This window comes from Janthinobacterium fluminis (assembly GCF_028595325.1).
GTDB lineage: Bacteria > Pseudomonadota > Gammaproteobacteria > Burkholderiales > Burkholderiaceae_D > Janthinobacterium > Janthinobacterium fluminis.
This window is the reverse complement of record NZ_JAQQXR010000009.1, coordinates 17,925-41,206: the sequence shown is the minus strand read 5'-3', so window position 1 is coordinate 41,206 and position 23,282 is coordinate 17,925. Positions and strand designations below refer to the sequence as shown.

Annotated in this window: 18 protein-coding genes and 1 riboswitch; of the genes, 12 read left to right on the top strand and 6 right to left on the bottom strand. The window is 66.5% G+C overall.

The annotated features are described in order from the left end of the window. Nucleotides 1–81: 81 nt before the first annotated feature. Together OIK44_RS20125 and OIK44_RS20120 are read right to left on the bottom strand one after the other, a co-directional pair. A complete protein-coding gene (locus OIK44_RS20125; RefSeq protein ID WP_273673357.1) occupies nucleotides 82–1,272 on the bottom strand; it encodes a trans-sulfuration enzyme family protein in 1,191 nt (396 codons plus the stop codon). After that, complete coding sequence (locus tag OIK44_RS20120) at nucleotides 1,269–2,645, bottom strand: cystathionine beta-synthase (RefSeq protein ID WP_273673356.1); 1,377 nt, start codon at nucleotides 2,643–2,645, stop codon at nucleotides 1,269–1,271. The genes OIK44_RS20125 and OIK44_RS20120 overlap by 4 nt, the downstream gene beginning before the upstream one ends. A 198-nt stretch (nucleotides 2,646–2,843) precedes the next feature. Here OIK44_RS20120 and OIK44_RS20115 point away from each other — a divergent pair, with 198 nt between their 5' ends. Both OIK44_RS20115 and OIK44_RS20110 read left to right on the top strand, forming a co-directional pair. Next, the gene (locus OIK44_RS20115) at nucleotides 2,844–3,395 is read left to right on the top strand and encodes a thymidine kinase (protein WP_273673355.1); all 552 of its coding nucleotides are present in this window, start codon (nucleotides 2,844–2,846) and stop codon (nucleotides 3,393–3,395) included. 3 nt (nucleotides 3,396–3,398) lie between these two features. Further along, nucleotides 3,399–3,974 carry a hypothetical protein gene (locus OIK44_RS20110; protein ID WP_273673354.1) on the top strand — a complete coding sequence of 192 codons (576 nt, stop codon included), beginning with the start codon at nucleotides 3,399–3,401 and terminating at the stop codon, nucleotides 3,972–3,974. A gap of 16 nt (nucleotides 3,975–3,990) precedes the next feature. Here OIK44_RS20110 and OIK44_RS20105 read toward each other — a convergent pair whose 3' ends face one another. Together OIK44_RS20105 and OIK44_RS20100 are read right to left on the bottom strand one after the other, a co-directional pair. Continuing rightward, nucleotides 3,991–4,446: a hypothetical protein gene (locus OIK44_RS20105; protein ID WP_273673352.1), complete on the bottom strand. Its 456-nt coding sequence runs from the start codon at nucleotides 4,444–4,446 to the stop codon at nucleotides 3,991–3,993. Nucleotides 4,447–4,641: 195 nt separating this feature from the next. Continuing rightward, nucleotides 4,642–6,897 carry a PhoX family protein gene (locus tag OIK44_RS20100; RefSeq protein ID WP_273673350.1) on the bottom strand — a complete coding sequence of 752 codons (2,256 nt, stop codon included), beginning with the start codon at nucleotides 6,895–6,897 and terminating at the stop codon, nucleotides 4,642–4,644. Nucleotides 6,898–7,219: 322 nt separating this feature from the next. On the opposite strand from OIK44_RS20100, the gene OIK44_RS20095 reads away from it, so the two are divergent. From OIK44_RS20095 to OIK44_RS20050, 10 genes are all read left to right on the top strand, one after another. After that, nucleotides 7,220–9,472 (top strand): carboxy terminal-processing peptidase, encoded by a 2,253-nt coding sequence (locus OIK44_RS20095; protein ID WP_273673349.1) that lies wholly within the window; start codon nucleotides 7,220–7,222, stop codon nucleotides 9,470–9,472. A 306-nt stretch (nucleotides 9,473–9,778) separates the two neighbouring features. Beyond that, complete coding sequence (gene alaC / locus OIK44_RS20090) at nucleotides 9,779–10,996, top strand: alanine transaminase (RefSeq protein ID WP_273673348.1); 1,218 nt, start codon at nucleotides 9,779–9,781, stop codon at nucleotides 10,994–10,996. Between the two features lie 108 nt (nucleotides 10,997–11,104). Beyond that, a complete protein-coding gene (locus OIK44_RS20085; protein ID WP_273673347.1) occupies nucleotides 11,105–11,413 on the top strand; it encodes a DUF1272 domain-containing protein in 309 nt (102 codons plus the stop codon). 582 nt (nucleotides 11,414–11,995) lie between these two features. Continuing rightward, entirely contained in the window at nucleotides 11,996–14,131 is a 2,136-nt protein-coding gene (locus OIK44_RS20080) for a gluconolaconase (RefSeq protein ID WP_273673346.1), read from the top strand. An 80-nt stretch (nucleotides 14,132–14,211) separates the two neighbouring features. Continuing rightward, nucleotides 14,212–14,299: riboswitch (cyclic di-GMP riboswitch) on the top strand. Between the two features lie 165 nt (nucleotides 14,300–14,464). Next, nucleotides 14,465–16,384, top strand: coding sequence for a PKD domain-containing protein (locus OIK44_RS20075; protein WP_273673344.1), 1,920 nt, complete (start codon nucleotides 14,465–14,467; stop codon nucleotides 16,382–16,384). Nucleotides 16,385–16,560: 176 nt separating this feature from the next. Beyond that, nucleotides 16,561–17,751: an acyl-CoA dehydrogenase family protein gene (locus OIK44_RS20070; RefSeq protein WP_273673342.1), complete on the top strand. Its 1,191-nt coding sequence runs from the start codon at nucleotides 16,561–16,563 to the stop codon at nucleotides 17,749–17,751. Between the two features lie 9 nt (nucleotides 17,752–17,760). Further along, the gene (locus tag OIK44_RS20065) at nucleotides 17,761–18,900 is read left to right on the top strand and encodes an acyl-CoA dehydrogenase family protein (protein ID WP_273673340.1); all 1,140 of its coding nucleotides are present in this window, start codon (nucleotides 17,761–17,763) and stop codon (nucleotides 18,898–18,900) included. Between the two features lie 18 nt (nucleotides 18,901–18,918). Further along, entirely contained in the window at nucleotides 18,919–19,395 is a 477-nt protein-coding gene (locus OIK44_RS20060) for a MaoC family dehydratase (RefSeq protein WP_273673338.1), read from the top strand. Further along, the gene (locus OIK44_RS20055) at nucleotides 19,388–19,843 is read left to right on the top strand and encodes a MaoC family dehydratase (protein WP_273673336.1); all 456 of its coding nucleotides are present in this window, start codon (nucleotides 19,388–19,390) and stop codon (nucleotides 19,841–19,843) included. The genes OIK44_RS20060 and OIK44_RS20055 overlap by 8 nt, the downstream gene beginning before the upstream one ends. Before the next feature lie 93 nt (nucleotides 19,844–19,936). Continuing rightward, nucleotides 19,937–20,923: an RpnC/YadD family protein gene (locus tag OIK44_RS20050; RefSeq protein WP_273673334.1), complete on the top strand. Its 987-nt coding sequence runs from the start codon at nucleotides 19,937–19,939 to the stop codon at nucleotides 20,921–20,923. 6 nt (nucleotides 20,924–20,929) lie between these two features. Here OIK44_RS20050 and OIK44_RS20045 read toward each other — a convergent pair whose 3' ends face one another. Continuing rightward, nucleotides 20,930–21,544, bottom strand: a complete 615-nt coding sequence (locus tag OIK44_RS20045) for a GyrI-like domain-containing protein (RefSeq protein WP_273673332.1) — start codon at nucleotides 21,542–21,544, stop codon at nucleotides 20,930–20,932. 42 nt (nucleotides 21,545–21,586) lie between these two features. Continuing rightward, nucleotides 21,587–23,212, bottom strand: coding sequence for a hypothetical protein (locus OIK44_RS20040; RefSeq protein WP_273673331.1), 1,626 nt, complete (start codon nucleotides 23,210–23,212; stop codon nucleotides 21,587–21,589). Nucleotides 23,213–23,282 lie beyond the last annotated feature (70 nt).

Genomic DNA, 23,282 nt, shown 5'->3' with positions numbered 1-23,282 from the left:
GGGAAGGTGAATCAAACGCTCAGATTGCCATATCGTTACATTTGCAAGGCCGGAAACGGCCGGCGTAGGCCGGCCTTTGCCTCAGATCGCCGCCAGCGCCGTCGCCAGATCGTGGCGCAGGTCGTCGAGGTCCTCGATGCCGACCGACAGGCGCACCAGCGCGTCGCCGATGCCCAGCGCGGCCCGCTGCGGCGCCGGGATCGAGGCGTGCGTCATCAGGGCCGGGTGCTCGATCAGGCTTTCGACGCCGCCCAGGCTTTCGGCCAGCGCGAACACCTCGCAGCGTTCCAGGAAGCGGCGCGCGCCCGCCAGGTCGGTGGCCAGTTCGACGGAGATGATGCCGCCGAAGCCGTCCATCTGGCGCCTGGCCAGCGCGTGCTGCGGGTGCGAGGCCAGGCCGGGGTAGTGCACGCGCTTGACCAGCGGCTGGCTTTCCAGCCACTGCGCCAGCGCCAGCGCGCTGGCGCAATGGCGTTGCATGCGGATCGCCAGCGTCTTCACGCCGCGCAGCGCGAGGAAGCTGTCGAAGGGGCCGGCGATGGCGCCCACCGAGTTCTGCAGGAAGGCCAGTTGCTCGCGCCAGTCGGCCTGGCGGGTTTCGGCGCCGACGACGGCGATGCCGCCGATGATGTCGGAGTGGCCGTTCAGGTACTTGGTGGTCGAGTGGACGACGATGTCGAAGCCCGCCTCCAGCGGCCGCTGCACGATCGGGCTGGCGAAGGTGTTGTCGGCCACGGCGATGATGCCGCGCTCGCGGCAGATGGCGGCGATGGCGCGCAGGTCGGCCAGTTTCAGCATCGGGTTGGTCGGCGTTTCCACCCAGACCATGCGCGTCTCCGGGCGGATCGCCGCCAGCAGGCTCTCCGGCTTGGTCAAGTCGACATAGCTGAAGTCGAGCCCGGCGCTGCGCCGGCGCACGCGCTCGAACAGGCGGTAGCTGCCGCCATACATGTCGTCGCCGGCGATGATGTGGGCGCCGGCGTCGGCCAGTTCCAGCACCGTCGCGATGGCCGCCAGGCCGGAGGCGAAGGCGAAGCCCTGGGCGCCGCCTTCGAGGTCGGCGACGCAGCGCTCCAGCGCCCAGCGCGTCGGGTTGTGCGAGCGGCCGTAGTCGAGGCCCTTGTGCACGCCGGGGCTGTCCTGCACATAGGTCGAGGTGGCGTAGATCGGCGGCATGATGGCGCCGGTCGTCGGGTCGGGCGACTGGCCGGCGTGGATCACGCGGGTGGCCAGATGGGCCTTGCGGGCGGCGGGGGTGTTTTTCTGGCTCAAGATAATGTCCTGCGTAAGTGGTTGAGAAGGTCGAAGCGGGTGATCAGGCCGTAGAAGCGCCAGTCGTCGGCGACGACGGCCGTCAGGCCGCGCGCCAGCGTCGCCCGCAGGGCCGCCAGGCCGGCGTCCGGGCGCAGCGTTTCCAGCTGGCGCGTCATCGTCTCGCCGACCAGGCCGGTGAAGCGTTCGGGCTGCTGCGCCACCTGCAGCAGCAGGTCGGACTCGTCGATGATGCCGGCCAGGCGGGCGCCGTCGAGCACGGGCAGTTGCGCCAGGTCGGCGCCGCGCATGCGGTTGAAGGCCGTCAGCAGCGTGTCGGACGGCGCCACGCTGACGACGTCGCCGGCGTCGAAGCGGCGGCCGATCAGGTCGCGCAGGTCGCCCAGCGGCGGGCGCTGCAGCAGGCCCTGGTCGAACATCCAGCCGTCGTTGTAGACCTTGGACAGGTAGCGCGCGCCGGTGTCGCAGACGAAGGTGACGACGCGCTTCGGCGTGGTTTGCTCGCGGCAGTAGCGCAGCGCCGCCGCCAGCAGCGTGCCGCTCGACGAGCCGCCCAGGATGCCCTCGGCGCGCAGCAGGGCGCGGGCGCTGTCGAAGCTGTCCTGGTCGCTGACCGTGTAGGTCTTGCGCACGCCGCTGAAGTCGGCGATGGCCGGGATGAAGTCCTCGCCTATGCCTTCGACGGCCCAGGCGCCGCTGGTGGCGGCAAGCCGGCCCGTGTCGACGTATTCGCTGAGGATGGAGCCTTGCGGGTCGGCCAGCACGAATTCCAGGGCCGGCTGGACCTGGCGGAAGTAGTTGCTCAGGCCGGTCAGCGTGCCGGACGAGCCGACGCCGACGACGATGGCGTCGACGGCGTGGCCGCTTTGCCGCCAGATTTCCGGCGCCGTCGTCGTTTCGTGGGCGCGCGGATTGGCCGGGTTGTTAAACTGGTCGGCGAGGAAGGCGTCCGGCAGTTCGCGCGCCAGGCGCGCCGCGTAGTCCTGGTAGTACTCGGGGTGGCCCTTGGCGACGTCGGAGCGGGTGCTGCGCACCTCGGCGCCGAGCGCCTTCAGGTGCAGCACTTTTTCCGCCGACATCTTGTCGGGCACCACCAGCAGCACGCGGTAGCCCTTCAGGCGGCCCACCAGCGCCAGGCCGAGGCCGGTGTTGCCGGCCGTCGCCTCGACGATGATGCCGCCCGGGCGCAGCCGGCCGTCGGCCTCGGCCGCCTCGATGATGGACAGGCCGACGCGGTCCTTGATCGAGCCGCCGGGGTTCTGCGACTCCAGTTTCAGGAACAATTGGCACAGGCCGGTGTCTATCCTGGTGACCTCGACCAGCGGCGTGTTGCCGATGAGGCCGAATAGGGCCGGGGTGGGGGGTGTGTTCATACGGATTGCTCCTGAAGCGGAAAGGGCGCATGGTAGGCCGGGCGGCGCGGCGGCGGAAGGAATGTTTCCGCGCTTGCATATGCGGATTTTGCAAGGGGCCGGGATGGGACCGCCGCGCCGGCAACCGGTTTTTTGGCGGCGGCGGCGCGCCGGGATTTATAATCGCCGTCTTTGGGATTTACTGGCAGAAGGTCGGCAGTGGCAAAACTATATTTCAGGTATTCGGCGATGAACGCCGGCAAATCGACGGCTTTGTTGCAGGTCGCCCACAACTACGAGGAGCAGGGCCAGACGGTGCTGCTGTACACGGCGGCCATCGACAGCCGTTACGGCGTCGGCCAGGTGACGTCGCGCCTGGGGCCGCAGCGCGAGGTGGCCGTGTTCGACGCCGCCACCGATTTCCTCGCCGCCATCCCGAAGGTGGCCTGCGTGCTGGTGGACGAGGCGCAGTTCCTCAGCGCGGCGCAGGTGCGGCAGTTGCACCAACTGGCCCAGGTCAAGGGCGTGCCCGTCATTTGCTACGGCTTGCGCAGCGACTTCATGGGCGAGCCTTTCCCCGGTTCGGCCTATCTGCTGGCGCTGGCCGACGACCTGGAGGAACTCAAGAACATCTGCAGCTGCGGCAAGAAGGCGACGATGAACATCCGCGTCGACGCGGACGGCAAGCGCCTCAGGCAGGGCGAGCAGATCAGCATCGGCGGCAACGAGCGCTACCGCCAGGCTTGCGGACGCTGCTTCTACACCGGCTAGGCGATGCCGGCGCCAACCGCCATGCTGTCCGCCTGTACGGCGCTGGCGCCAGCCTGGGTTTGCCAGCAGCGCGAGATGCTGCTCTACCTGGCGCCGTCGCTGCTGCTGGCGCTGCTGATCCGCGCGCTGTCGGCGCGCCACCCGTTTTTCTTCCTGTTCACGCTGGCCGGCACGCTGTGCCACGAACTGGCGCATTTCGGCGTCGGCTTGCTGACGCTGGCCCGGCCGACCGCGTTCACCGTCGTGCCGCGCCGCGTCGGCCAAGGCTGGGAGCTCGGCTCGGTGCTGCTGACCCGCGTCCGCTGGTACAACGCGGCGCCGGCGGCGCTGGCGCCGTTCCTGGTACTGGCGCTGCCGTTTTGGGTGGCGGCCTGGCGCACCCGGCCCGGCTGGTCCTTCGAAACGCTGGACCTGATGCTGGCTTTTGCCGTGGCGCCGCAATTCCTGGCCTGCTGGCCGTCGGCGGCGGACTGGCGCATCGCCGCGCGCTCCTGGCCCTGTCTGCTCATCGCCGGGCTGGCCGGCGCGGCCCTGCGCCATGTCCGGCCGGAGCTGTTGCCGGCGCTGTGGCGTTTCTGAGCGCGGCGGCGCCCGCTCAGGCGTTTTCGGTGGCGCGCTTGCGCAGCGGCTGGGCGGCGGCGCTGGGCCGGCCCTTGGGCTGGTAGCTCACCATGCCGCCGGCCCAGTCGCGCGCATAGGTCCGCAGCGGATGCGCCGAGCGCGCCGGGGCGGGGCGCCGCAGCGAGGCGAACTCTGCAGTAATGCCCGCCGCATCGGCGTCGAAGTCGGCCAGGCGCACGAATCCCTGGGTGCCGTCGTCGCGATGCTCGAGCGTGAACCAGGCCAGCGCCGTCACCTCATAGACATTGATGGAGCCGCTGGGCATGCCCGGACAGGGCTTCATCGGCAGCGCCGCCTTGTGCATCGAGACGATGGCGGCGTTGCCGACGAGCTCGGCAAGCTGGGCGCGCATCGCCGCCACGCTGCTCGGCCGGGATTCCGGGTAGCCCTGGATGGCGCCGTCGAACTTGAATATCTTGATGTTGGACATGTTCTGTCCCCCTTCATAGAACGCATGCGTGTAGAGCGAAATATTCGCTATTGAGCCACTATTCTGCGCGCATTTTCGCCTTATATTCTCTCCAAAACGCACAGTATTTCACTGCGGCGGCGCCTCTCCGGACGGGGCGAAAAAAAAGCGGGTTCAGTGTAGGAACTGAACCCGCCCGGATTGGTCTAAAGCCGCTTAGCTGCCGATGCGGCCGCCGTCGTTTTTAGTGATGACGATGGTGGCCGAGCGCGGCCGCTTGCCGGCGCCGTAACCGGCGTTGCTTGGCCACTGGCTCAGGTATTTGCTCGGGTCGGCGATGTTGGCCTGGTTCGTGCCCTCGCCCGGGTGCTGGATGTTGACGAACAGCGCCTTGCCGTCCGGCGTTTCGCAAATGCCCGTGATTTCGCTGTCGATGGGGCCGACCAGGAAGCGTTTCAGCGTGTCCGGCGTGGCGGCCTTGCCGACGAAGGTGTCGACCACCAGCGGGGCGCCGGCGTTGGTCGGATAGCTCAGCGTCACTTTCTTGCCGTCGCCGACCTGGCCCGGCAGGCCGGCCAGCATCATGCAATTGGTGACGTCGGTGTAGGCGCCGTCGTCGGTCTGGATCCAGCAGATGCCGGTCGACGGGCTGAACGCCAGGCCGTCCGGGCTGGAGAAGTCCTGGTCCGAGGTCAGGCTCGACAGGTTGACCTTGCCGGCGTCGGCGCCCGACTCGGCGCCGAACAGGTAGACGTCCCAGCTGAAGACGAGGGCGGCGGCGCCGCCGCTGCCTTCCTTGACGCGCAGGATGTGGCCGTTTGGATTGCCGTTCTGCGCGCTGTTGCCCTTCATGTCCGTGTAGGCGCGCGGGTTGGCGCTGTCCGGCGCCAGTTGCGAGGAGCCGCTGGCGTTGACGTTGCGGTTGCTGTTATTGGTCAGCGAGAAGTAGACCTCGCCGTTGGCCGGGTTCACCGAGCACCATTCCGGGCGGTCCATCTTGGTGGCGCCGACGGCGTCGCCGGCGAGGCGGGCGTTGACCAGCACGTCGGCCTGGTCGGCGAAGGTGTAGCCGGCGTAGGCGGCGATCAGCGGGTTGCCGATCGACAGCTCAATCCAGGAACCGCTGCCGTCGGCGGTGAACTTGGCAACGTAGAGCTTGCCCTTGTCGAGGTATTTGTCGCCGGTGGCCAGCATGTCGGCCGGATTGGCGTCGGCGGCGTTCCACAAGGCCGTCGAGACGAATTTGTAGATGTACTCGTTGCGCGAGTCGTCGCCCATGTAGACGGCCAGCGGCTGGCCGGCGACCAGTTTGCCGAAGGCGGCGCTTTCGTGGGCGTAGCGGCCCAGCGCGGTGCGCTTCTTGGCGGCCTTGCCCTTGTTGTAGGGATCGGCTTCGAGGATGTAACCCATGCCGTTCATTTCATTGCGGTAGTCGTCGCTGCCGTCCGTCGAGGCGCCCAGCTTGCTGTTATTCCAGCGCGCGTACTTGTCGTCGCTGCCGCCGCTTTCCCAGCCGTGGCGCGATGCGGCGCCCTGGCTGCGGCCATAGCGTTTCAGCGAGGCGACGCTCTTGTCGTTGCCGCGCGCCGCATCGTCGGTCTTGGCGCGGGTGAAGTAGCCGGACCAGTTTTCTTCGCCGCTGACGAAGCTGCCCCATGGCGTCTTGCCCGTGCCGCAGTTGTTCAGCGTGCCGCGGGTGGTCGTGCCCGTCTTCGAGAACTTGGTCACCAGCAAGGCGTTGCCGCTGACCGGGCCGGAAATTTCGCAGGGGGTCAGGCAGGTCAGGCGGCGGTTGAAGGCGGAATCCTTGACGTATTCCCATTTGCCGCCAGTCTTGCGCACTTCGACGAAGGAGACGCCGTGCAGCGCCGTTTCCTTGTCGATTTCGGCGGCCGGGCGCGGCAACGTGTTGCTGCCGCCGTCGGTGTGGATGAAGAACGAGGACAGGGCCTGGTTCGTCGTCGCTTCGTGGTTCACGCCCAGCAGGCCGCGCTCGACGCTGGTGGTGGATGGCTTGCCGTCGGCGCTCAGGCCGAAGAATTCCATGCCGTCATGGTGGTCGCCGGCGCGGTTTTCGTAGTCGCTGTCGCTGCCGTCGTTCTTGAAGGCCGGGGTCGCGGCCGACAGCGGATCGCCCAGCGCGTAGAGGATGCTGGCGGTGTAGCCGGCCGGCACGGTGACGACGTCGCTGAGGTTTTTCGCCACGGCCGTGAAGCCCAGCAGTTTTTCCGGAGGCTGCGGGACGACCACGGGCGGCGTCGGGCTGACCGGGCTGTCGCTGCTGCTGCCGCCGCAGGCGCTCAGGCCAAGCGAGCCGAGCATGACGCTGGCGGCCGACGCCGCGCCGCCGCGCAGCAGGTTGCGCCGGCTGACGCGCTGGTCGAGGATCGCGCTGAAATGGTCGTTCGGGGTGTCGTTGTAGCCAATGTCGTCTGGGTCGATGCTGGCTGGTGCGCGGTCTTTGTTGTTCATGAGCTTTTCTGTTGAAGGGTGGGGGAACGAACCGGCGCCATTCTAGCGAGCAAAAATGACAGGATTATGACTTGGGCAAGGGCTGCGGCCAGCCGGCTTCGCGCCCATCCAACAGGCAGGCAATGTTTCATTTTGTAAGTGTTGCGACGCGCATCTTCAGCGGCGCTTAAGCTTGTTCGATGAAACTGCTGGGCGGGGGGCTTGCGCCCTGCTGTATCCTGTAGAATATTATGTCCACGTCTCAATTGCGGGCACTGTTTTCATGGCGGCCGCGGCGATGCCGCGCCGCCGGTAAATCGCATATCACTTTTCGGAGAAGCCGATGAAGAAACAAATCATGCTGGTCGTCCTGGCGGTGGCAATGTCAGCGCAAGCCGGCGCGGCCCAGTCGGAAAAGATCGCGGCGCCGCAGATGAAACCGCTGGCGCAGCAAACCCAGGCCGCGCTGTGGGCCTCGCGCGTGCTGTCGCGCTACCACTACAAAACCACGCCGCTCGACGATGCGATGTCGGAAAAGATCTTCGACCGCTACTTCAAGTCGCTCGACGCTGAAAAATTGTTCTTCGTGCAGGCCGACATCGACCAGTTCGCCGCCGTGCGCGGCAAGCTCGACGACGCCATCGCCGGCGAAAACCTGGGCGCGCCGTTCGCCATCTACAATATGTACCAGCAGCGCTTCGACGAGCGCATCGGTTATGCGCGCGAGCTGCTCAAGAGTAAATTCGACTTCAGCGCCGACGAAAGCTACCAGTACGACCGCGAAAAGGCCGCCTGGCCGAAGAGCGACGACGAGGTGCGCGAACTGTGGCGCAAGCGCGTCAAGAACGACTGGCTGCGCCTGAAGCTGGCCGGCAAGGAAGACAAGGCGATCCGCGACACGCTCGACAAGCGCTATGAAAATTACCTGAGCCGCTCGCGCAAGCTCAACAGCGAAGACGTGTTCCAGATTTTCATGAACGCCTACGCGATGTCGATCGAGCCGCACACCAACTACCTGGGACCGCGGGCGTCGGAGAATTTCGACATCGCCATGCGCCTGTCGCTCGAAGGCATAGGCGCCGTGCTGCAAACGCGCGACGAATACACGGTGATCCGCGAAATCGTGCCGGGCAGCCCGGCCGGCCTGTCGGGCAAGCTCAAGGTGGGCGACCGCATCGTCGGTGTCGGCCAGGGCGAGCATGGGCCGTTTACCGAAGTGCTGGGTTGGCGCATAGACGACGTTGTCACGCAAATCCGCGGCGCCAAGGATTCCGTGGTGCGGCTCGACGTGTTGCCGGCCGACGCAGGCCCGGACGCCAAGCACGCGACCGTCTCGCTGGTGCGCAAGAAAATCAGCATGGAAGAGCAGGCGGCGAAGAAATCCGTCATCGAAGTCAAGGACAACGGCGTCAAGCGCCGCGTCGGCGTGATTTCCCTGCCGACCTTCTACCAGGACTTCGAGGCGCGCCGGCGTGGCGACAAGGACTTCAAGAGCGCCGCGCGCGACGTCGCGCGCTTGCTCGGCGAGCTGAAAAAGGACAAGGTCGAGAATGTGCTGATCGACTTGCGCAACAACGGCGGCGGCTCGCTGAACGAGGCCGTCGAGCTGACCGGCCTGTTCATCGACCGCGGTCCGGTGGTGCAGCAGCGCAACGCCACCGGCAAGGTCGACATTGAAAGCGACACCAACCCCGGCCTGGTCTGGGACGGCCCCGTCGGGGTGCTGATCAACCGCGGTTCGGCATCGGCGTCGGAAATCTTCGCCGCCGCGCTGCAAGACTACGGCCGCGGCCTGATCATCGGCGAGGCCAGCTTCGGCAAGGGCACGGTGCAGCAACTGATCAATCTGGACACCTTCGGCGGTGGCGACAAGGCCCGCTACGGCGAGCTGAAGATGACGATCGCGCAATTTTTCCGCATCAACGGCGGCACCACCCAGTTGCGCGGCGTCACGCCCGACATCAAGCTGCCGGCCATGTCCGACAGCGACAGCTTCGGCGAGTCCAGCTACGACAATGCGCTGCCGTGGACGTCGATCAAACCGGCGCTGTTCGTGCCGGCCGGCGACCTGAAGGACATCGTGACGCTGCTCGACCGCAAGCACGAGGCGCGCGTGGCCAAGGACAAGGACTTCCAGTACCTGCAGGAAGACATCGCCCTGGTGAGCAAACAGCGCAAGGAAAACCTGATCTCGCTCAACGAAACCGTGCGCCGCAAGGAGCGCGACAGCCAGGAAGCGCGCGCCAAGCTGCGCGAAAAGCGCCTGCTGGTGGCCGCCGCCGGCAACGGCAGCGACGACCTGGTCGTGCTGCCCGATCCGAAAGAGGCGCTGAACAAGGCGCTGGGCAAGAAAACCGCGTCGAAGGCGGCTAGGCAGGTTGCGGCGGTGCGGGGCGCGCTGCGCACCGACGACGGGCTGCAGGGCGACGAACGGGCGCTGACGGCCGAACTGGATGCGGAAAAAGCGGCGAAGAACGCCAAGGACGTGCTGCTCAACGAAGCCGTGCGCATCCTCGCGGACGAAGTCGGCCTGATCAAGACCGACACCCGGCTGGCGTCGCGCGTGCTGCCCTACATGCCGGAGCCGGCGAAATAAGCGTGCCGCAAGGCCAAAAAAGCTGCCCTCGCAAGAAGGCAGCTTTTTTTTCGCCGCCACTATGTTGCCCCCTAGGGGGGAGGTCTAGACATGGCGGTTTAGCAACAATGGGGTCAGGTCTAGACATGGCGGTTTACCGCCTCGCAAGTGCTTAGCGACACTGCTGTGGGGCATGAAACCGCCATGTCTAGACCTGACCCCATTGTTGGGGATTGTCATTTTCGCCGTTTGCCTTTAGGATGGGGCAGGCGCGCTCATCGCGCCACGTCGCTCGGACGGTTCCGGGCGCTTACGTAGAGATATTTGATGACTCCATCCCCAACTCCGCGCCGCTTTTCGCGCATCGATCGCTTGCCCCCTTATGTGTTTAATATCACCGCCGAATTGAAGATGGCGGCGCGCCGCCGCGGCGAAGATATTATCGATATGTCGATGGGTAATCCGGACGGCGCCACGCCGGCACATATCGTCGATAAGCTCGTCGAGACGGCTAAACGCCCCGATACCCACGGTTATTCGGCGTCGAAGGGTATTCCGCGCCTGCGCCGCGCCATCGCGCACTGGTATAAGAAGCGTTATGACGTGGATTTCGATCCGGACGCCGAGGCCATCGTCACGATAGGCTCGAAGGAGGGCCTGGCCCATCTGATGCTGGCCACGCTGGACCGCGGCGATACGGTGCTGGTGCCGAACCCCAGTTATCCTATCCATATCTGGGGCGCGGTGATCGCCGGCGCCGATATCCGCTCGGTGCGCATGGGCCCCGGCGTGGATTTTTTCGCCGAGCTGGAGCGGGCCATCCGCGAGAGTTATCCTAAGCCGAAGATGATGGTGCTGGGCTTTCCGTCGAATCCGACGGCGCAGTGCGTCGAGTTGGAGTTCTTCGAGCGCGTCGTCGCGCTGGCGAAGCAGCACGATATCCTCGTCGTCCATGATTTGGCCTACGCCGATATTACTTTCGATGGCTGGCAGGCGCCGTCCATCATGCAGGTGCCGGGCGCGCGCGATGTCGCCGTCGAGTTCTTTACGCTGTCGAAGAGCTATAACATGGCCGGCTGGCGCATCGGTTTCATGGTCGGTAACCGCGAGCTGGTGGCGGCGCTGGCGCGCATTAAGAGTTACCACGATTACGGCAGTTTCACGCCGGTGCAGGTGGCGGCGATCGCCGCGCTGGAGGGCGATCAGGCTTGCGTCAGCGATATTTGCGCGCAGTACCAGAGCCGCCGCGATGTGCTCGTCAAAGGTTTGCTGGAGGCCGGCTGGCCCGTCGAGAAGCCGAAGGCGTCGATGTATATCTGGGCGCATATTCCCGAGGCGTACCGCCATCTCGGTTCCTTGGAGTTTTCCAAGCGCCTGCTGGCCGAGGCCAAGGTGTGCGTGTCGCCCGGCATCGGTTTTGGCGAGTATGGCGATGAGTATGTGCGTTTCGCCTTGATCGAGAACGAGGCGCGCATCCGCCAGGGCTTGCGCGGTATTAAGGCGATGTTGCGCGACAAGACGCCCGCCAAGCCGGCCGACGCCTAAATTGGCAGGATTCGGCATATCTTTGTCATTTGCGCCAGTGCCCGGCTAGCCTAGAATGGCTGGGTGCTGGCGCCATTCGGCGGCCGCGCGCAAACCAGGAGATGGAGCATGCTGGAATTGAGGCCGAACTGTGAACATTGCAATAAGGATTTGCCGCCCGCCGCGCCGGATGCGCGCATTTGCACGTATGAGTGCACGTTTTGCGCGTCCTGCGTCGACGGTTTGTTGCAGAATGTATGCCCGAATTGCGGCGGCGGTTTTGTCGCGCGGCCGGTCCGGCCGGCACGCAACTGGAAGGGCGACAATTATCTGGGAAACGATCCGGCTTCCGCCCAACGCAAGCATAGGCCCGTGGATGCCGCCGCCCATGCGCAATTTGCCGCCCAATTGCGTGCGATAGCGCCCGAGCGGCGTTAAGGGCCTCGCCTGCGCTGGGCGCATCGATCGTCCGTAAACCATGCTGCACGGCAACAGTTATAAGCTGTAGTGATTCCGGACATCATATATATAAAGTGGATTTGTATTCGGGGCGGCGGCATAATTCTCCTGTCTCCTCTATTCTCCTCCAAGAAAATAGATTCAGCCCGCTCCCGCAGCGGGCTTTTTTTTGTCCGGAATTTGGCGCCGCAATAGGGATTAAAAGTTTATTCTCAATTGTTGCATTGCGTATAACTGTATTTTTGCGCGCGGATAAAATGGATCGCGGCCGGCTCAACACATCCAGGCATCTGCGCTTTTAAAAAAGAGCATGTCAAGATTGTTTTGCGTCGCCGGCAGCTTTTGTAGAGATATGCGATTTCCCTATTGCTGTCATCATAGATATAAAGTGGATTTGCAGGTGGCGGCGCGGCATACTGCGTCTGTCTCCTCTATTCTCCTCCAAGAAAATAGATTCAACCCGCCTCCTTGGCGGGTTTTTTTTGCCTTGCCTGATGTTGTTTAACCAATGTTTATCGGTTAAGCTGCCGTTTCTTTAAATTAACAGCAAGGCTAGCCCCCATGTCTCTCACTTCCACCCGGCTGGCGCTGGTCGCCGTGGCCCTACTTGGCGCCGGCGCCGGTTTTGTCTATCTGCAGTCTGGTTCCAGCCATGCCTTGGCCGTGCCGGGGGGCAAGCCGGTCGGGCCGGCCACGGTGGTTGACTGGCCGGCGCGCGTGTCCACGCTGGCCGGTGACGGCGTCGTCGGCGCGCAGGACGGGCCGGCGGGCCAGGCTCGCTTTGCCGATCCCTTCGGGCTGGCCATCGACGCGGCGGGCAACGCCTATGTTGCCGAGGGCGGCGACAACAACCGCATCCGCAAGCTGGGTGCCGACGGCGTCGTGGCGACGCTGGCTGGCGGGCGCGAGGGTTATGCCGACGGCGTGGGCGCGGCGGCGGCCTTCCATACACCGTCCGGCGTCGCGCTCGACGCCGCCGGCAATCTGTATGTGGCCGACACCGGCAACCACGCGATCCGCAAAGTGGCGCCGGACGGCACGGTGACGACGCTGGCGGGCGGCGGCGGCGCCGGTTTCCGCGACGGCAGGGGGCGCGCGGCGCAGTTCAACGGCCCCCTCGGCGTCGCCGTCGGTCCGGACGGCGCCGTGTATGTGGCCGACGCCTACAATGACAGCATACGGCGCGTGGCGCCGGACGGCCAGGTCAGCACGGTGGCCGGCAACGGCCAGCCGGGGGAGGGCGATGGCGCGGCCCTGGCTGCCCAGTTCGATACGCCGTGCGCGCTGGCCGTGGACGCGGCCGGCCAGATATTTATTGCCGACACGGGTAATGATGCGATTCGCAAGCTGGGGCGGGATGGCTTGGTGAGCACGCTGGTGCGGGCGACGCCGGGCGAGCGTGACGGGGTGCCGCGCCGGCCGATGGGGCTGGCGCTGGCGCACGACGGTTTCTTGTATGTGAGCAGCGGGGTGTACGGGCGCGTGCTGCAGTTGTCGCCGGAGGGGCAGTTGCTGGCGCTGAAGGACATCGACCGGCCCGCGTCGCCGGGCAATGGCGACGGCTCGGTGCGCTTGTCGCAGGCGCGCGGCATCGCCTTGGCCCGCGACGGCGCGCTGTATGTCGCCGACGCCGGCACGGCGCAGTTGCGGCGTCTGGCCGCCGCCGCGCCCGGCACGGCGGCGCCGGCGCTCAAGCCGCGGGCCGTGGCGCCAGCGCCGGCGACGCCAATGCTGTGGCCGCTCAAGCCGCAGGACCGGCCGCACGAGGTGGTCGGTTTGATGGGCGAGGTGCGCGGCAATTTCAGCGGCGAGAGCCGCGACCATTTTCACAGCGGCCTGGATATTCAGGCCGGCGTCGGCACGCCGGTGCTGGCGATTGCCGCGGGCAAGGTCAGCCATCCGCTGGCGAACTGGGGCTATGGTGAATTGAACGAGGGCTTCAGCATCGACGGCCTGTCCTATATCCATATGCGGGTGGGCCGCGGCGCGCAGGACCGGCCGTTCGACGCCCGCTTCTGTGTGCTCAACGACGCCGCCGGCAAGCCGGAGCGGGTGCGGGTGCAGCGCGGCGCCCGTTTCAAGGTCGGCGACACCGTCGGCAGCGTCAACCGCATGGCCCATGTCCACCTCGATTACCGGCGCGACGGCGGCGAGGTGAATCCCCTGAGCCTGTCTTTCGCCGGCCTGCGCGACACGGTGGCGCCGCACATCGCCGACATCGCGCTGTACGACGCGGCCGGGCAGAAGTTGGTGGCGCGGCGCGGCGCGCCATTGCGGCTGGCGCGCGCGCTGCAGCAGGTGCGCATCGTCGTCGACGCCTACGACCAGATGGACGGCAACCAGGCGCGCCGCCGCCTCGGCCTGTACAAGCTGGGCTACCAGTTGCTGCGCGCCGACGGCAGCCCGGCGCCCGGCTTCGAGCAACCCGTCGTCACCCAGGTCTACGACCGCCTGCCGGCCAGCCGCGACGCCGTCAAGCTGGTCTACGCGGCCAGCAGCGGCATCACCGTGCACGGCAACGCGACGACGCGCTTCCTGTATGACGTCAACAACACCTTGGCGGACGGCCGGGTCGGCCCCGGCGCGTGGCACATCGCCGCGCTGGCGCCGGGCCGGTATGTGCTGCGGATTCTGGCGGCCGACTACGCCGGCAACGTGGCGCTGGCCGGGCGCGACCTGGCGTTGGCCATCGAGTAAGCTTCTCGGCCCGGTCCACGACGTTGCGATGCGACAACCGTTAGTCAAAAAAACTTGACTACCGGCAACGTCTCAACAATACTGGACCCGGGCAATCTTGCTGAAAGGCAAGGACGCAAAGCCTCCGGCCTAACATCCATCGCGGATCATGGTAGCGGGGTTACCGATGCCGGAGCAAGACGCTCCGCAGCGACCGCGCAGCCCTTTGTTTACGAAGCGACAAAGGAGATCCAATATGCACACAACGCACCCCCTCGCCCCTTTCTCCGCCGCCTGAAGCGCCGCCGCGCTTGAGTTGTCTATTCCTATCAATCGAGCAGTGGAGAAACCGCGATGAACAAGCATCACCCGCATCAACCTTCCAATGACAAACGCGGCGGCCGCGCCGGCGTCTATGTTCTTGCCGGCGCCGTGGCTGTTCTTGCCGGCGCAGGCGTGCTGGCGCTGGCCGGCCCGGCCGAGCCGGCGGGCGCCGCCGCGCCGCTGGCTGCGGCGCCAACCGCGCCGGCCGCCGCGCCGCCGCGCGCCGGCCTTGCAGCGACGCAGGCACTGTCGCCATTTGCCGCGCCGGACGCCGCCGCGCCGGCCCGGCAAGAGGCGCAGGCCGGCGTGGAATCGGCGCAGGCGCTGGCGCTGCGCAAGGCGACCCTGGCCGTCTATGAAAAAATGGAAATGCCGGCCGACTTCGTGCCAGTCAGCGCCGCAGGCTCAACCGACAACGCGCCGTTCGCGCGCATCCAGCTGGCCGAGTTCTCGTCCGGCCAGCGTGCCATCGACCTGCTGGGCGCCGACCTGGCTCCCGTCGCCAGCTGGTATGGCATGACGACGCAGGCGCTGAGCCAATTGCTGCTCACGGACCCCAGCGTGCATCTGGACCGCAAAGGCCGCATCGTCCACATCGACGAAGGCAGCGGCGCGACGGCCGCCGGCGCCATCGCCGGCGCGACGGCCACGGGCACGACGACGGCGACGCCGTTTCCGCTCGATCAGACCTTCAAGCTGCACACCAGGCCCGACTCCACCCGCGTGCTCTTCCTGGACTTCAACGGCCAAGGCAACTACCCCGCGTTCTCGCTCGACGGCGTGCCCGCGACCTTCAGCGACGCCGAGCGCCTGCTGATCCAGAAAGTGTGGCAGCGCGTGGCCGAAGACTACGCGGCGTTCGACGTCGACGTCACCACCGAGGCGCCGGCCGTCACGTTGGGCAAGATCGGCGCGACCGTGCTGATCACGCCGCAATCGAGCGGGGCGGGCGGCTATGCCTACCTGAATTCCTTCGCCAAATTCGCCGCCAACGCGGCGCCGGCGTTTTGCTTCCCGAATAACCTGGCCAATAGTGAAAAGCCGATCGGCGAATGCGTCGCCCACGAGGCCGGCCACACGCTGGGCCTGCAGCACCAGGGCAGCGCCGCCGGCGCCTATTACGGCGGGCAGGGCGACGGCGTCACCGGCTGGGCGCCCATCATGGGCGTGAGCTACTACAAGAACCTGACGCAGTGGTCGAAGGGTGAGTACAGCGGCGCCAACAACAAGGAAGATGCCTATGCGGTGATGGCGCGTCAAGGTCTCAAGCCGCGCGCCGACGACCACGGCAACACCCTGGCAACGGCGACGGCGCTGCTGGGCAAGAGCGCCAATGGCCTGTCCAATCTGAGCGCCGCCGGCGTCATCGAGGCGCCGGGCGACACCGATATGTTCAGCTTCGTGGCCGGCGCCGGCGCGCTGAATCTGAAGGCGACTGCGGCCGCGCTGGGCGCCAACGTCGATATCGCGCTGCAACTGTTCGACGCCAGCGGCAAACTGCTGGCCAGCGCGAACCCGACGGCCGAGCTGAACGCCAGCCTCAGCGTCAATCTGGCGCAGGCCGGCACCTATTACCTGAGCGTCAAAGGGGCCGGCTACGGCGAGCCGCTGAAGACCGGTTACAGCAACTATGGCAGCATTGGCCAGTACAGCATCGCCGGCACGGCGGCGCTGGTGGTCTTCGCGCCGCCGGTGGCCGCACCCAAGGCCAGCGTCAGCGCCGGTAAGGCGGCCTTGGCGGTGAGCTTCAGCGGCGCCGCCTCGACGGCCAGCGGCGCGCAGATCGCGTCCTACCAGTGGAGCTTCGGCGACGGCACGGCGGGCGCCAGCGGCGTCAACGCCAGCCACAGTTACACGAAAGTGGGCACCTTCGAGGCCGTGCTGAAGGTGACCGATTCACGCGGGCAGAGCGCCAGCAAGGGCATGAACATCGTCGTGACCGCCAAGTAGGAAGGTTCCGGCGCATCGCCGCATCGGGGTCGGCCCCGGTCTGTTGCCCGCTTCAGGGAACAGACCGGGGCCGACCCCGATGTTTTTTTGTTTACGTCATTCGCGCGGTTTTTTTTGCGGTACAATCCTTGTGAACGGTCGTGCTTTTTTGGATGGCAATAAAAAAAGGAGACAGCATGGATTTGAACTATACCGCCGAGGATGCGGCGTTCCGCGATACGGTGCGCGCCTTCCTCGATGCCAATTTGCCGGCGCAGTTGCAGCAAAAGGTGCGCCGGCATTTGCGTTTGTCGAAAGACGATATCGTGCGCTGGCACCGGATTGTCGCCGGCCAGGGTTGGGCCGCGCCAGGCTGGCCGGTCGAGTACGGCGGCACCGGCTGGAACGCGGTGCAGCGGCATATATGGGAAGATGAATGCGCCCGCGCCGGCACGCCGCCCATCCTGCCCTTCGGCATCAATATGGTGGCGCCGGTCATCATGGCGTTCGGCAACGACGCGCAGAAGGCGTATTATTTGCCGCGCATTCTCAGTTGCGAGGATTGGTGGTGCCAGGGTTACTCCGAGCCGGGCGCCGGCTCCGACCTGGCCTCGCTGAAGACGACGGCCGAGCGCGACGGCGACGTCTATGTCGTCAACGGCCAGAAGACCTGGACCACGCTGGGCCAGCACGCCGACATGATTTTCTGCCTGGTGCGCACCGATGGCGGCGTGCGCAAGCAGGAGGGCATCTCTTTCCTGTTGATCGATATGCGCACGCCGGGCATCACCGTGCGGCCGATCATCATGCTCGACGAGGACCATGAGGTCAATGAGGTGTTCTTCGATAATGTCAGGGTGCCGGTGCAGAATCTGGTGGGCCAGGAGAACCGCGGCTGGACTTACGCCAAGTATTTGCTCGGACACGAGCGCACCGGCATCGCCGCCGTCGGCCGCTCGCGCCGCGAGCTGCTGTTGTTGAAGGAGCTGGCGATGGCGCGGCCGAAGCACGGCAAGCCGCTGCTCGACGATCCGCTGTTCGCCGCCAAGGTGGCCACGCTGGAAATCGAGTTGATGGCGCTGGAGATGACGGTGTTGCGCGTGATCGCCGGGGAGGACAAGGGGCCGGGGCCGCAGGCGTCGATGCTGAAGGTGCGCGGCTCGGAGATCCAGCAGCAGCTCACCGAGCTGATGCTGGAGGCGGCCGGCCCGCAGGGGCTGCCTTTCGATCCGGCGTATCTGCACGGCGCCGCCGCGCACAGCGCCGCCGGCGACGATGCCGCCGCGCCGCTGGCCGCCTATTACTTCAATTACCGCAAGACCTCGATTTACGGCGGCTCGAACGAGATTCAGAAAAATATCATTACCCAGATGATTCTGGGCCTGTGAGGGGACGACATGGATTTCACTTTCACGCAAGAGCAACAGCAATTCGCCGACGCGCTGCGCCGCTGGGTCGATAAGGATTACGCCTTCGAGGCGCGCCGGCAGATCATCCATTCCGCCGCCGGCGTCAGCGAGGCCGCCTGGGCCACGCTGGCCGAGCTGGGCATGACGGCGCTGCCGGTGCCGGAGGCGCAGGGCGGCTTCAGCGGCAGCGCCGTCGACATGCTGCTGGTGATGCAGGAGCTGGGCCGCGGCCTCGTCGTCGAGCCCTACCTGGCGACGGTGCTGGGCGCCGAGTTCCTGCGCCTGGCCGGCGGCCACGCGGCCTTGCTGGAGCGGGTCGCCGGCGGCACGCTGAAGCTGGCCTGCGCGCTGGGCGAGCGCCAGGCCGGCCACGAGCTGTTCGACATCGCCACCCGCGCCACGCCGGACGGCGCCGGCTATCGCCTCGACGGCACGAAGAGCGTCGTCGTCCACGGCGCCCAGGCCGGCGCCCTGATCGTCTCGGCGCGCAGCGGCGGCGGCCAGCGCGACACGGCCGGCATTTCGCTGTTCGTCGTGCCGGCCGACGCGCCCGGCGTCGGCGTGCGCGACTACCGCACGATCGACGGCCAGCGCGCCGCCACCGTGACGTTCTCCGGCGTGGCGCTGCCGGCGGCCAGCCTGCTCGGCGGCGCCGGCGCCGGCTGGGACATCCTCGACGCGGCGGCCGACTACGGCGCCACGCTGCTGTGCGCCGAGGCCGTCGGCGCGATGGATGCGCTGTTCGCCGTGACGCTGGAGTACCTGAAGACGCGCACGCAGTTCGGCGCGCCGATCGGCAAGTTCCAGGCGCTGCAGCACCGCATGGCCGACATGTTCATCCACCTGGAGCAGGCCCGTTCGATGGCGCTGCTGGCCGCCGTCAAGGTGGCCTCGGACGATGCGGTGGAGCGCCGCCGCGTCGTGTCGGCGGCCAAGGCGCGCGTCGGCCAGGCGCTGAAGTTCGTCGGCCAGCAGGCCGTGCAGCTGCACGGCGGCATGGGCGTGACCGACGAGCTGCCAGCCGCCCACCACTTCAAGCGCCTGACGGCGATCGAGCTGACCCTGGGCGACGCCGACCACCATCTGCAGCGTTTCATCGCCCAGCCGGGCTTTCAACAGGGCGCCTGAAGGCGCGGAAAACCACACATGACCAGTCAACGCCACATGTATTTCGAGGATTTCTTTGTCGGCCAGCAGATCGACGTCGGCAGCCGCCTCGTGACGGAGGAGGAGATCATCGCCTTCGCCAGCCAGTTCGACCCGCAGCCTTTCCACATCGACCACGAGGCGGCGGCGCAGTCGATCTTCGGCGGCGTCATCGCCAGCGGCTGGCACACCTGCAGCATGATGATGCGCATGGTCGTTGACGGCGTGCTGGGGGCGTCGTCGAGCATGGGTTCGCCCGGCCTCGACTGCGTGCGCTGGATCAAGCCGGTGCGCGCCGGCGACACCCTCAGCGTCGCCTACATCACCAAGGAAGTGCGGCCGTCGACGTCCAAGCCGGACCGCGGCGTCGTCGTCTCGCTGTGGCAGGCCAGCAACCAGCACGGCGAAGTGGTCGCCACGGTCGAGGGCATGGGCATGTTCCGCCGCCGTCCCGAGGCGGAGGCCGGCCGTGCGTGAGATCGCCGACCTGGCTGAAACCAGGGCCCTGGTCGGGCAGGAGGTGGCCTTGTCGGACTGGGTCGAGATCACGCAACAGCGCATCGACACCTTCGCCGACGCCACCAACGACCACCAGTGGATACACGTCGACGCGGAACGCTGCCGGCGCGAATCGCCTTACGGCACGACGGTCGCGCACGGCTTCCTGACGCTGGCAATGGTGCCGGCGATGTTGCAGAACGCGCTGCGCCTGGTCGACGTCGGCATGGCCATCAACTACGGCTTGAACAAGGTGCGCTTTCCGGCGCCGGTGCCGGTCGGCAGCCGCCTGCGCGCGCGCCTGACGATACTGGCGGTGCAGGACCTGGCCGACGGCGCGCAAATCGACTGGGGCGTGGCGATCGAGCGCGAGGGCGGCGACAAGCCCGTTTGCGTGGCCGAATTCCTGATGCGCCGCTATCCCTGAGCAAGGCCGGCGGCGCCGGGCATGCCTTGACTTCCGCCGCCTTGGCTTTGCGCCAGTCGGCGGCGCCGCCCGGCCGTCTTGCTACACTGGGCCATGGCCACGCCCCGCGACGATTACGACACGCCCTGGAAAGATGCCGTGACGCGGTATTTCCCCGCGTTCATGGCATTCTATTTTCCGCAGGCCCACGCGGAGATCGACTGGTCCCGCGGCCATGTTTTTCTTGAGCAGGAACTGGCCCAGGTGGCGCGCGACGCCGCGCTGGGCAAGCGCCTGGCCGACAAACTGGTGCGGCTGACCTTGCGCGACGGCAGTGCGCAATGGCTGTTGCTGCATCTGGAGGTGCAGGGGCGGCGCGACCCGGGCTTCGCCGAGCGCATGTTCGTCTACAACTACCGCATTTTCGACCACTACCGCCAGCCCGTCGCCAGTCTGGCGCTGCTGGCCGACGACAGCGCCGGCTGGCGGCCCGATGGCTACGCCTACCAGCGGCTCGGCTGCCGGATGGGCATCACGTTTCCCGTCGTCAAACTGAGCGACTTCGCCGGCCGCCTCGAACAGTTGCCGGACGACCCCAATCCCTTCGCGCTGCTCACCGCGGCCCACCTGTCGGCGCGCCAAACCAAAGGCGATACGCAGCGGCGCGCCGCCGAGAAGTGGCGCTTGCTCACACTACTGCTTCAGCGCCAATGGGACAGGCAGGCTATCATTGATTTGTTGATGGTGATCGACTGGATGATGCGCCTGCCCATGCCGCTGGAGCGGCAGCTCAGGCAGCGCATCGGGGAAATGGAAAGGAGCCGCGTTATGCCTTACATCTCATCGTTTGAACGCATTGCCCGGGACGACGGCCGCAAGCAAGGACGTCAGGAGGGGCGCCAGGAAGGACATCGGGAAGGGCATCAGGAAGGCTTGCGCGAAGGGCAATTGCTGCTCTTGACGCAGTTGTTGAAGCGGCGCTTCGGCGCCTTGCCGGCGCCGATAGAGCAACGCCTTGCGCAAGGTACGGCGGCGCAGTTGCTTGCATGGTCCGACGCCTTTGTCGGCGCCGCGACGCTGGAAGAGGTGTTCAAGGCTTGAGCGGTTTTACTCGGCGATAGGGTGGCGGATCACGGTTTTCCAGTTCTTCGGGTCGGCTCTGCGGATGTCGCTCAGGTAGATTTCGTGGTGTTTGCCGGAACGTTGGCGGCCGCCGTCGGCGATGAACTGGTGCAGCCGCTCTATGGTCGGCCCTTCCTCGGAAAACGGCCCGATGTGCATGGTTTGCGCCACCTTGCCTTCGTTCAGCGCTGCGAAACGCACCTCGACCAGGGCGGCGGGATTTTTCTTCTTTTTCAGCGCGGCGCTGGCTTCCTCGACCAGCGCGGCGCTGATGAAGGGCGGCTGCATGATCATCAATGTCCACTTCCAGTTGCTTTTGTCGAGCGTGGTGAAGCTGGCCATGTCATCGGCCCACCACAGCCCCTCCAGCGGCATGACGGCGTAGTCGATCGCCTGCGGCCCTTTTTTCAGCATGAATTTCAGTGTGTAGGAAAGCCCGTACAGGGCCTCGACCGCCGGCGCGTAGCCGGGCGAGGTGTTGGGGTCGCCCGCGCCGTCGATCATCAGATAGGACAATTCGGGCACGTCGACCTCGACGATTTGCCCCACCGGCGGCTGGTACAGATGTTTAAGCTGCTTCTTGAAGTCAATTTTTTGCATGGTGTTCCTGTGGGTGGCAAGATGGAAACGGTTCTTGATTGTTCATTCGTTCAGCAGCCTGGCCAGCACCTTTTCCATGTCAACGCCGTAGAACTCCCGGTTCGCCAGATAGGGTGTGGAGCAGGGAACGGCCAGGGTGTCGCCGTTTTTCATGCCGAGCCTGACTTCATGGCGTGCGGCGCAGGCTGCGGCCATCGCGGGCAGCGCCTGCGCGTCGCCAAATACGGGCAGCGTTTCGATCCGCCGCACGTCGGCGTCGCTGCGCATGGTTTTGCAGACACTCATGCCATCGAGCAGGACGCCATCGCGCATCGGGGTCATGCTGCTGCGGCCGGCGCAATCTTCCGCCATCAGCTTGCCCAGGGCCTTGAGCATCATCGCGTCGCGCTGCTCCCCGGTGGCCGGGCGCGCCGTCGCCAGGCCGCTGGTTCGCAGCAGCGCGCGCCACTGCGCATCCATCGGTGCATCCGCGCCCAGCAATTGCGGCAACCAGCGGGCCTGGCATTGCGGGGCGCCGGCGCATTCGAGCGCGTGGCCGAAGTCCGGTGTCTTGCCCTGCCTGAGCGCCTTGTAGAAGTCGTTGACGCGCGCCAGCGCGCTGCCTTTGCCCTGGCGCGCGGCCAGGGCGTACACGTAGGCGGGCAGGCCGCAATGGTATTCGAGGCGGTTGGCGCCGATGGCGCGGGGCGACAGGGCACGCCAGCTTTTCCCTTCGGTGTAGAGCATGCACTGAGCCAGCGCGTTGTCGAGGTCCCCGGCCGCCTGCTCGGGCGTCAACCAGCCCTGTTGCAGCGAGCTTATCCAGCGCAGGAATTCGCCGCCGCCCTCGTGGATCAGGCGGCTGTCGGGATAGCCGTCGACGGCGTCGCGCATCTGGAAACGGTGGCTGAATTCATGCGCCGTCAGCAGCGTCAGTTGGCGCCGTTCGTCCGGACCGGGCTGGTCCGGCCAGTTGTAGAGGGTCAGCAGCAGCACGTCGCTGGCGCTGCCGCCCACCCGCGGGCCACCCGGCTCGCTGGCCCAGGTGGCGGCCAGAATGGGCGGGCGGTACACGGCGTCCGGCATGGCCGCGCGCAGAAAGGACACGGTGCCGTCCGCCACTGTGCGGATCTGGGCGACGGTCTCGGCGGAGAGGCGGGCATCGAAGTGGCGCAGGGGGCCGGACCCCGGCGCCAGCGGCACGCGCAGCAGCAGGGCCGCCGTATCGCCGCCCGCCTCGGCGGCTGCGGCGCCCTGGTGGGCGCGGCCGGCGCTGGCGATGCCTGGCGCCAGGAAGCGGTAGGCGACCTCACCGCAGCCGTCGCCGAGCGCGTAGTTGCTGGTGTGGACGTAGATGCCGCCGTCGATAGGCAGGGCGCCGGGGTAGCCGGTGAAGGCGGCGCTGGCCGGCACGCGGAAGCGCAGCGCCGGGCAGGCGTCCCCGCTGCGGCTGAGCGTGTCGCCGCTAGCCGCGCCGCAGTCGTCGAGCGCCTGCCAACTGGCGCGCCATTGGCCGTCCCTGCCGTTTTTCAGGAAGGGCAGTTCGCGGCACTGTGGCGGCAGCGTGTAACTGATCTCCAGCGCGTCGGGCGCCGACAGGCGAATCCGCACGTCAACGGCCGCCGCGTGCGCCGCCAGGGGCAACAAGGCCAGGCCGGCGGTTTGCCAGAGTGTGGGGATGAGGCGCATGCGGCTGACTTGTTCTGACTTGTTAAATTGCGAAGCATGTGATGCTAGCATAAATGCAAACATTCCGACC

What these genes read in the sequence shown, in the direction of transcription:
- OIK44_RS20065 (WP_273673340.1), top strand. Translation starts at nt 17,761, where the DNA reads ATGGATTTCACTTTCACGCAAGAGCAACAGCAATTCGCCGACGCGCTG.
- OIK44_RS20050 (WP_273673334.1), top strand. Translation starts at nt 19,937, where the DNA reads ATGGCCACGCCCCGCGACGATTACGACACGCCCTGGAAAGATGCCGTG.
- OIK44_RS20120 (WP_273673356.1), bottom strand. Translation starts at nt 2,645, where the DNA reads ATGAACACACCCCCCACCCCGGCCCTATTCGGCCTCATCGGCAACACG.
- OIK44_RS20105 (WP_273673352.1), bottom strand. Translation starts at nt 4,446, where the DNA reads ATGTCCAACATCAAGATATTCAAGTTCGACGGCGCCATCCAGGGCTAC.
- OIK44_RS20060 (WP_273673338.1), top strand. Translation starts at nt 18,919, where the DNA reads ATGACCAGTCAACGCCACATGTATTTCGAGGATTTCTTTGTCGGCCAG.
- OIK44_RS20040 (WP_273673331.1), bottom strand. Translation starts at nt 23,212, where the DNA reads ATGCGCCTCATCCCCACACTCTGGCAAACCGCCGGCCTGGCCTTGTTG.
- OIK44_RS20095 (WP_273673349.1), top strand. Translation starts at nt 7,220, where the DNA reads ATGAAGAAACAAATCATGCTGGTCGTCCTGGCGGTGGCAATGTCAGCG.
- alaC (WP_273673348.1), top strand. Translation starts at nt 9,779, where the DNA reads ATGACTCCATCCCCAACTCCGCGCCGCTTTTCGCGCATCGATCGCTTG.
- OIK44_RS20080 (WP_273673346.1), top strand. Translation starts at nt 11,996, where the DNA reads ATGTCTCTCACTTCCACCCGGCTGGCGCTGGTCGCCGTGGCCCTACTT.
- OIK44_RS20100 (WP_273673350.1), bottom strand. Translation starts at nt 6,897, where the DNA reads ATGAACAACAAAGACCGCGCACCAGCCAGCATCGACCCAGACGACATT.
- OIK44_RS20110 (WP_273673354.1), top strand. Translation starts at nt 3,399, where the DNA reads ATGCCGGCGCCAACCGCCATGCTGTCCGCCTGTACGGCGCTGGCGCCA.
- OIK44_RS20070 (WP_273673342.1), top strand. Translation starts at nt 16,561, where the DNA reads ATGGATTTGAACTATACCGCCGAGGATGCGGCGTTCCGCGATACGGTG.
- OIK44_RS20075 (WP_273673344.1), top strand. Translation starts at nt 14,465, where the DNA reads ATGAACAAGCATCACCCGCATCAACCTTCCAATGACAAACGCGGCGGC.
- OIK44_RS20085 (WP_273673347.1), top strand. Translation starts at nt 11,105, where the DNA reads ATGCTGGAATTGAGGCCGAACTGTGAACATTGCAATAAGGATTTGCCG.
- OIK44_RS20045 (WP_273673332.1), bottom strand. Translation starts at nt 21,544, where the DNA reads ATGCAAAAAATTGACTTCAAGAAGCAGCTTAAACATCTGTACCAGCCG.